We start from the raw sequence: 240 nt of genomic DNA, 5'->3' as shown, positions 1-240 counted from the left end.
GTTACCATCATCAAAGCTCCAGTTTATTGTGGTGCTTCCACTTTCAACAAAAGAAAGCATATCTGAAGTAGTTCCAGTAATCGATCCAGTACAAACATCAGTCGTTGTTGGAGCGGTTAAAGTTCCGTTACAATCTACAGTGACAGAAGCTAATGTTGGCGTTACAGGATCTGTTGTATCATCATAATTATAGGTTTGAGGTACAGAAATCGTGTTTCCGTTACCATCATCAAAACTCCA

The 240-nt window shown here is 39.2% G+C and carries 1 protein-coding gene; it reads right to left on the bottom strand.

Translation table 11 applies throughout. The features are described from left to right. Positions 1-240, bottom strand: a 240-nt coding sequence (locus ACVCZW_RS03715; RefSeq protein WP_452231677.1) for a hypothetical protein, incomplete at both ends; no start/stop codon positions are given.

This window comes from Lacinutrix sp. MEBiC02595, assembly GCF_053601555.1.
The sequence above is the reverse complement of the archived record's forward strand: the minus strand, read 5'-3'. Positions and strand labels throughout refer to the sequence as shown.